The sequence below is a fragment of the Corallococcus sp. AB032C genome, from assembly GCF_003668935.1.
Lineage (GTDB): Bacteria > Myxococcota > Myxococcia > Myxococcales > Myxococcaceae > Corallococcus > Corallococcus exiguus.
In genome coordinates this window covers 45451-53275 of the sequence record NZ_RAWP01000070.1, presented here as the reverse complement: position 1 = coordinate 53275, position 7825 = coordinate 45451, and the positions used below count along the sequence as shown (strand labels likewise).

Genomic DNA, 7825 nt, shown 5'->3' with positions numbered 1-7825 from the left:
CGGTGGGGGCGGCGGTGGTGGGGGCCTGCGAGAGGAGCGTGAAGAGCAGGGATTCCAGCAACATGGCGTGCGCCTCCGGAGCGGGCACCCGGGGCGCCCGCAGGGTCCATCTATCGCATCCGGACGGACCCCGGGGGACCGGCATTCACCGCTGTGTGGCTTTGACCAGACGCTTCCGCTGCTTCACTCCCAGCAGGTAGAAGCGCTCGCGCAGCTCCTGGGCCTCCTCGGGGGACAGGTCCCCGGAGCTCCCCAGGTGCTCGTCCCGCCAGGCGATCGCCCGGGTGATGCTGGCGGACGCCGCCGCGGAGATGTTCAGGCTCTGGCTGAAGCCCTTCATGGGCACCCAGAAGGTGCCGTCCACGCCGTTGAGCACGTCGTCGCTCACACCGTAGCGCTCGTTGCCGAACACCATGGCGAACTTCGTGTCGAAGCGCAGGCTGTAGAGGTTGGTGGCCCCCTCGCGCAGCGCCGACGCGTAGAGGCTGAAGCCCCGCCCCTTCAGGTGCTCGCGGCACTCCGCGAACGTCTTGTAGAGGTGCACGTCCAACCACTTGTCGCAGCCCTGGGCCACCCGCAGGTTGGGGATGAAGGGCGCTTCCGGGTTGATGACGACGTGCACCTCCTGCACGCCCATGGACTCGCAGGTGCGCAGCACCGCGGCCATGTTGAAGTTGTCCTCCAGCCGGTCGAGCACCACCACGAAGTTGCGCGTGCGCTGGCTGACGACGCGGTCGATCTTCTCCTTCCGCACGTCGAGCAGGAACTGCTCCGGCTCGACGACGTCGCGCTCGAACTTCTCGTAGCGGGGGCCTCCACCAGCCATCGGCTCAGCGCCTCCCGCCGGACTTCTTCGCCGGGGCCTTCCGGGCGGACTTCTTCGCCGGGGCCTTTCTCGCAGGAGCCTTCTTCGCGGCGGCCTTCTTCACCGGCGCCTTGCGCGCGGACTTCTTCGCCACGGGCTTGCGCGAGGACTTCTTGGCCGGAGCCTTCTTCGCGGCGGCCTTCTTGGCCGGGGCCTTCTTCGCGGCGGCCTTCTTGGCCGGGGCCTTCTTGGCCGGGGCCTTCTTCGCGGCGGCCTTCTTCGCGGCGGCCTTCTTGGCCGGAGCCTTCTTCGCCGGAGCCTTGGAGGCGGACCTCGTCGTCGGCATCTCGACGTGGATCTTGTCGGTGCGGCCGGTGAAGAGCACCTCCGCCACCGCGTCCATCAGCGACTGCATGCCCTCGCCCGTGGCGCAGGACACCGGGTATACGCGGATGCCCCGGCGGCGCAGCGCCTCCGTGAAGGGCCCCAGGCGGTCGCGGCCCTCCGTCAGGTCCTGCTTGTTGGCGGCCACCACCTGCGGCTTGCCGGCCAGCTCCGCGCTGTACTTCTTCAACTCCGCGTTGAGGATGTTGAAGTCGGCCAGCGGCTTGCGGCCCTCGCCCTCTGCGCCCATGTCGATGAGGTGCACCAGCACCTTGCAGCGCTCCACGTGGCGCAGGAACTGGTGACCCAGGCCCACGCCCTCGCTGGCGCCCTCGATGATGCCGGGGATGTCCGCCATCACGAAGGACAGGCTGTCCTTGTACTGGACCATGCCCAGGTTCGGCACCAGCGTGGTGAACGGGTAGTCCGCCACCTTCGGCCGAGCCCGGCTCACCCGCGAGATGAACGTGCTCTTGCCCGCGTTGGGGAAGCCCAGCAGGCCCACGTCCGCCAGCAGCTTCAGCTCCAGCCGCAGGGTGATCTCCTCACCCTTTCCGCCGTCCTGCGCGAAGCGCGGCGTCTGGCGCGTGGAGGTGGCGAAGTTCATGTTGCCCAGGCCGCCCCGGCCGCCCTTGGCCGCCACGAACTGCTGGCCCGGGTCGCTCAGGTCCACCAGCAGCTCGCCCGTCTGCTCGTTGCGGATCAGCGTGCCCACCGGCACCTGGAGCACCATGTCCTCGGCGCCATGGCCGTTGCAGTCGCTGCCCATGCCGTGCTCGCCGTTCTTGGCACGGTGGTGCTGCTGGTAGCGGTAGTCCAGGAGCGTGGTCAGCTGCGGGTTCGACACGAACACCACGGAGCCGCCATTGCCGCCGTCCCCGCCGTTGGGGCCGCCGCGCTCGATGAACTTCTCACGCCGGAAGGCCACCGCTCCGTTCCCGCCGTCTCCCGCCTTCACGTAGATGCGTACTTCGTCGACGAACTTCATGGGGCGAACGCCCTCCTGGAAAAACACAAAGCGGGCCGTCCTCGCATCCACCCGTTCCCAACGGGAACAGAAGGACCGGGAACGACCCGCTCGGTAAGCCGTGCCCTGGGTCGCCCCAGGGCCACTGACTAGGCGCTCGCCTGCTCGGCGGCGGCCGGGTACACGGACACCTTCTTCTTGTCGCGGCCGAGGCGCTCGTACTTCACCACGCCGTCCACCGTCGAGAAGAGGGTGAAGTCGCGACCGAGCTTCACGTTCGTGCCCGGGTGGATGACCGTACCGACCTGGCGCACGAGGATGCTGCCCGCCGAGATCGTCTCACCGCCGTACACCTTCACGCCACGGTACTGCGGGTTGGAATCACGCCCGTTGCGCGAAGAACCCTGACCTTTTTTATGGGCCATGACACCTGCTCCTTGAAGTTCGTGTGGGGAATGCCCGGAAAGGCGATTAGCCGGAGATCGAGGTGACCTTCACCTCGGTGTACGACTGGCGGTGACCACGGCGACGGGTCCAGCCTTCCTTCTCCTTCCGGAAGTGCAGGACGCGGCGGTGCTTGTCCTGCGCCAGCACCTTGCCCACGACCTTCGCGCCCGCCACCGTCGGCTGGCCCACCTTCGGGCTCTCAGAGCCGCCCAGCAGGAGGACCTCGGTGAACGAGACCTCAGCGCCGATATCACCGGAGATCTTCTCGATCCGGACAACGTCGCCCTCGGCGACGCGGTACTGCTTTCCGCCCGTGCGAATGACTGCGTACATCGTCGAACCCCTGTCAGCTTCGGGTTGGTTCAACCCATGGAATCCAACGCGCATTTCGGACGGAGGACCGGCCGGCGCGCTAAAAGACGGCGGGACTTACGAGAATCCTGGGGGGTAGTCAAGGCAGTTGGCGGATCAGCCCGCCTCCAGCCCCCCTATTTGCTTTTGAATAGAATTCCCGGAATAAAGTCCACTGGACCGCAACGGAGCGCTCGCTAGGATGCGCGCCGCTTGCTTTCCACCTGTGCCTGTACCTCATCCCTGAGGGGGAGAACCATCATGAAGAAGATCCTGTTCGGTCTGGCCGCCATGGCTTCGCTCACGCTCACCGCCTGCGGTAGCGACTACTGCGATCGCAACGAGGACCTCGCCAAGGACCTGTCCTCCAAGTTCGAGGAGTGTGGCTTCGACACCAGCGCCACCCCGGACGAGCCGACGGACGCGGAGCGCGACGCCTGTAAGGAGGCCCTCGCGGACTGCTCCGACGACGACAAGGACAAGCTGGACGCGGTCCTGGACTGCATCGACAGCGTCAAGAGCTGCTCCGACAAGTCCACCACCGAGCAGACCCGCATCCTCTCGGACCTCGTGGCCTGCTCCACGAAGGGCGGCACCGTGAGCGCGGCCTGCGCGGCCTCCATCAGCGCCGACTGATCGCCTCATCCCGCGGCGCTCGCCGCGGGCTTCAGGGCCCGGTTCCCTCCCCAGGGAATCGGGCTCTTTCATTTCGAGCACCCGGCAGGCGAGCACCCAGCGCCCGGTCCACCACCCGGCGGCGCTGCTGGTACTCCCACTCCAGGGGGTCCAGCTCCAGTCCCCGCTCGTAGGACTCCAGGGCCCGCTGGAGCTGGCCATCGCGCTCCAGCGCGTTGCCGGTGAGGAAGTGCACCCGCGCGGTGCCCACCGCCCGGGGCTGCTCGGCCAGGTACTCCCGGTGAAGCGCGTCCGTCTGGACCGCGGTGAGGCCCGCCTCCAGGCACCGCGCCACGCCCCGGGCATTGCCCAGCCGGGCGTCGTAGCGGGCCCGGCGCAACGGCATGCCCAGGGTGTCGCCCGCGTCCCTCACGCGGATCAGCATGGACTCCAGGCGCGAGCGCTGCCCGCGCGACAGGGGCCGCTGCCGCAGCGCGGACAGGGCGGCCCACAGCTCCCGCGCGCGCTCCCGCGCGGACTCCAGCTCCGCGTCCGGTGAGAGCCCCAGCACCGTGTAGTGGGTGCCCTCCCCCGCCAGCTGTCCGCGCCACATGGCCAGGACGCGCTCGGCCTCTGCGTCGTCCGGGAGCTCCCGGGGCGCGGGGAGCGGAGAGGCCGTGGCGCCCGCGAGGTGCTGCTCCACGCGGGCCTTCAGCGCGGCGGACGGCGCGACGAACTGCACGCCGAAGCCCGGGCGCATGCTCCAGGCCTGGGCCTGCTCGGGCGAGACGTGGCGCACCACCTCGCAGGTGACGGACAGCGGCCCCGTGGACAGCGGCAGCACCACCTGGACCTGGGCGAACAGCGGGGGCAGCTCCCCCGTCGCGTGCAGGAACACGCCACCGCGCGACAGGTCCGACCCCGTGAATGCCCGGGGCTGCGCGCCCGGCTGCAGCACCACCTGCACGGGCACCGGGAGCGTCTTCCCCCCGGACGCGCCCGGCGGGGCCAGCGGAGGGGTGCGCCGGGGGCCGGTGACGGGAGTTCCCGGGGAGGCCCCTCCCTGCACGGGACGGGGACCGCCCACGGCCGCGCGCGGCGACGGGGGCCGCGTGGCGAGGGCCTGCTCCAACGCGGCCCGCAGCGCGAGCGCGTGGGGGAAGCGCTCCTCCGGCGTCTTCGCCAGCGCGCGCAGCACCACCGCCTCCAGCGCGGGTGGCACCGAAGGGCAGATGGAGCGAAGGGCCGGGGGCGTGCGCGTCTGGTGCGCCACGAGCTGGGCGGTGAGCCCCTCGTCGGGGAAGGGCAGCCGCCCGGTGAGCAGCTGGTAGGCGATGACGCCCACCGCGTACAGGTCCGCGCGGCCGTCCAGGCGCCGGCTCAGGGACTGCTCCGGGGCCATGTACTCCGGCGTGCCCACGATGATGCCCGCCACCGTCTCCGGCATGCTCGCGTCCACCAGCTTCGCGATGCCGAAGTCGAGCACCTTCACGAACGGCATCCCCCGCCCGCGCTTCACCAGGAAGATGTTGTCCGGCTTCAGGTCGCGGTGGACGATGCCCCGCGCGTGCGCCGCATGCAGCGCGTCACACACCTGCATCAGCATGGGCACCACCGCCCCGGCCGACAGGGGCGTCCCCACCCACGCCGACAGGGGCGCCCCCTCCAGGAACTCCATGATGAGGTACGGCCGGGGCGCCGAGGCGTTGAGGTCGAAGATGCTGACGATGTTCTCGTGCCCGATGAGGTTCACCGCCCGGGCCTCGGCGTGGAAGCGCTGCACCAGCTCCGGGTAGCGCGTCAGGTGTTCGTGCAGCACCTTCACCGCCACGCGGCTGCCAATGGACACGTGCTCCGCCAGGTAGACGGACCCCATGCCGCCCCGGCCCACCCGGCGCACCAGCCGGAAGCTGCCCATCTGGGTCCCCACCAGCGGGTCCACCTCGTCCGCCGCTGCCACGGCGGCCGGCGGCTCCACGGCCTTGCCCTGGCCGCCCCCCGCCTCCCGGACGAGCGTGTCGCACGACGTCCCCTCGCCATGTCCCCGCCCGCACGCTGAGCACGTGCGCTCGTTCCTCGCGACTTCGGCCATACCGCGCCCCCCTGGCCAATTCCCTGCCCAATCTGCACATCCCGGAAGCCCGGCATCCACTGCCGCCAAGGGTGGGTGTCGCAAAGTGAGGAGGGTCCCCCGCCCTTGGGCCGGGGTGACGGTTGGGCGGCGGACTGCGACGTGTCAGGAAGGTGTCACGCGGATAGGATGCGCGCATGTCCCGCTCGGCCCGACGCATCCCCACCGTGAACCTGTCCCACTACCGCTCCGGCACTCCCGAGGAGCGGGCCCGCTTCGTCCAGGTGTTTGGCGACGCGCTCAAGGAGTTCGGCTTCGTGACCGTGGAGGGCCACGGCGTCGAGGACGCGCTCATCCGCCGCACGTACACGGACGTGGAGCGCTTCTTCCAGCTGCCGGAGTCCACCAAGACGCGCTACGCGGTGCCGGAGCGTCCGGGGCAGCGGGGCTTCATGGCGTTCGGCCAGGAGCACGCGAAGAACCGCAAGGTGGGAGACCTGAAGGAGTTCTGGCACGTGGGCCGCGAGCTGCCCGTGGACCACCCGTACCGCGATGACTACGGCGCCAACGTCTGGCCGGAAGAGGTGCCCAGCTTCCGTGAGCACACGCTGACGCTCTACCGGGAGCTGGACGACGCGGCGACGGTGATGCTCCAAGCGTTGGCGGACTACCTGGGCATCGCGCGCAACACGTTCAGCGACATGACGGTGGACGGCAACTCCGTGCTGCGGCTCATCCACTACCCGCCGCTGAAGGACCGCTTCATCCCGGGCGCGGTGCGCGCCGCGGAGCACGAGGACATCAACTTCATCACGCTCCTGTGCGAGGGCACGGCCGGCGGCCTGGAGCTGCTGACGCGCGACGGCGAGTGGATTCCGGTGGACACGCTGCGCGGACAGATTGTCGTGGACTCGGGCGACATGCTCAGCCGGGTGATGAACGGCGTCATCCCGTCCACGACGCACCGGGTGGTGAACCCGCCCAGCACGGAGCAGGACACCGTGCGCTACTCGCTGCCCTTCTTCGTACACCCGTTCTCTGACTGCATCCTGAAGCCGCTGCCGCAGACGGAGACGCCGGACAACCCCGCGCGCCACCCGCCCATCACCGCGGACGCGTTCCTCAAGCAGCGCCTGCGCGAGCTGGGTTTCCTCAAGTAGCCCCCGCGCGGGCGAGCAGCTCCTCCATGGGCACGCGGAAGTGGCGAGTCCCTTCCGCGCCGTGGAGCCAGGGCCCCCGGCCCTTGAGCCACGACGGCTGCCACGCACGGCCCGTCTCGTCCGTGAGGATGACACGGGTCAGCGGAGCCAGGCGCTGTTCGCCCCGGGAGTACAGCCGGTAGAGCTGGAGCAGCGCCTTGTCGTCGTAACACCCGCCGAACAGCACGTGCGTGTCGTTGACGGCGATGGCGCGCGCGCCATGCACCGGGGAGTCCCAGACCGTGGAGGGCTGTCCGGGCCTCATGCGCACGAGCGGGAAGTGCGTGTAGCTGTAGAACCAGGTCTCCCGCTCCGAAGCGACGTTGAGCGCGTAGCACTCCAAGATGCTCTGCCCCAGGCCGAGCGCCCTCGACACACCGCTCTCCTGCCGCTGCCCCAGCGCATCGAAGCGCTCCAGGCCCTCGGAGCCCAGGGCTCGCCCTGAAGCGTCGCCCCCCCTGACCAGGCTGCCGATGACGCCTTCGTCGAAGTAGCTGACCCAGACCTGTCCATCGGACGTCGTCTGCACGTCCTCGATGCCGTCTCCCAGGGTCAGCTCCCGCAGCAACGTGCCTTCTGACGAGTAGACGTGGGCGTTGCGCTCGTATCCCGTCTCCGTGCGGTAACGGCACCGCCCGTTCACGAGCAGCACCTCTCCATCTGGAAGCGGCTGGACGTAGTGGAAGTCCGGGGCACCGCGAGGCAGCGTGAACCGCTCCCAGGTGTCCCAGGCATCCGCGAAGTGGAGGACCTCGTCGCCCTCACCTCCTGCGTCCGCGAGCCACCACACGGTGTTGTCGGGTGCCACGCCCAGGGCCTTCACGTTCCGTCCCGCGAGCGCCTCCGCCGCGTCGACGAACGGGTGCACTTCGACGTGGAGTGTCCTCGTCATGCGCATCACGGCCTCCGGGCACGGCCTCGACGGTGGCACTCCCGGAACCTGACGCTCCATCGCCGCGAGGCTCGCGCGGCATGGGGGTGGGTGC

General features: G+C 69.7%; 8 protein-coding genes. 2 read left to right on the top strand and 6 right to left on the bottom strand.

Going from position 1 to position 7825, the window contains the following annotated elements; translation table 11 throughout:
- Positions 1 to 145: 145 nt before the first annotated feature.
- From D7X99_RS27055 to rplU, 4 genes are all read right to left on the bottom strand, one after another.
- Entirely contained in the window at positions 146 to 826 is a 681-nt protein-coding gene (locus tag D7X99_RS27055) for an RNA methyltransferase (protein WP_121780308.1), read from the bottom strand.
- A gap of 4 nt (positions 827 to 830) precedes the next feature.
- Positions 831 to 2177 (bottom strand): GTPase ObgE, encoded by a 1347-nt coding sequence (gene obgE / locus D7X99_RS27050; RefSeq protein ID WP_121780307.1) that lies wholly within the window; start codon positions 2175 to 2177, stop codon positions 831 to 833.
- A 128-nt stretch (positions 2178 to 2305) separates the two neighbouring features.
- A complete protein-coding gene (gene rpmA, locus D7X99_RS27045; protein ID WP_120536731.1) occupies positions 2306 to 2581 on the bottom strand; it encodes a 50S ribosomal protein L27 in 276 nt (91 codons plus the stop codon).
- Between the two features lie 46 nt (positions 2582 to 2627).
- The gene (rplU, locus tag D7X99_RS27040) at positions 2628 to 2936 is read right to left on the bottom strand and encodes a 50S ribosomal protein L21 (protein ID WP_120580525.1); all 309 of its coding nucleotides are present in this window, start codon (positions 2934 to 2936) and stop codon (positions 2628 to 2630) included.
- A 279-nt stretch (positions 2937 to 3215) separates the two neighbouring features.
- Here rplU and D7X99_RS27035 point away from each other — a divergent pair, with 279 nt between their 5' ends.
- Positions 3216 to 3590 carry a hypothetical protein gene (locus D7X99_RS27035; RefSeq protein ID WP_121780306.1) on the top strand — a complete coding sequence of 125 codons (375 nt, stop codon included), beginning with the start codon at positions 3216 to 3218 and terminating at the stop codon, positions 3588 to 3590.
- A 31-nt stretch (positions 3591 to 3621) separates the two neighbouring features.
- Here the strand turns inward: D7X99_RS27035 and D7X99_RS27030 are convergent, their stop codons facing one another.
- Positions 3622 to 5661, bottom strand: a complete 2040-nt coding sequence (locus D7X99_RS27030) for a serine/threonine-protein kinase (protein WP_121780305.1) — start codon at positions 5659 to 5661, stop codon at positions 3622 to 3624.
- 176 nt (positions 5662 to 5837) lie between these two features.
- Between D7X99_RS27030 and D7X99_RS27025 the strand changes: the two genes are divergently transcribed.
- Positions 5838 to 6800 (top strand): isopenicillin N synthase family oxygenase, encoded by a 963-nt coding sequence (locus tag D7X99_RS27025; protein ID WP_121780304.1) that lies wholly within the window; start codon positions 5838 to 5840, stop codon positions 6798 to 6800.
- Here D7X99_RS27025 and D7X99_RS27020 read toward each other — a convergent pair.
- Positions 6793 to 7731: a hypothetical protein gene (locus D7X99_RS27020; protein WP_147476278.1), complete on the bottom strand. Its 939-nt coding sequence runs from the start codon at positions 7729 to 7731 to the stop codon at positions 6793 to 6795. The two genes, D7X99_RS27025 and D7X99_RS27020, sit on opposite strands and share 8 nt — an antisense overlap.
- Positions 7732 to 7825 lie beyond the last annotated feature (94 nt).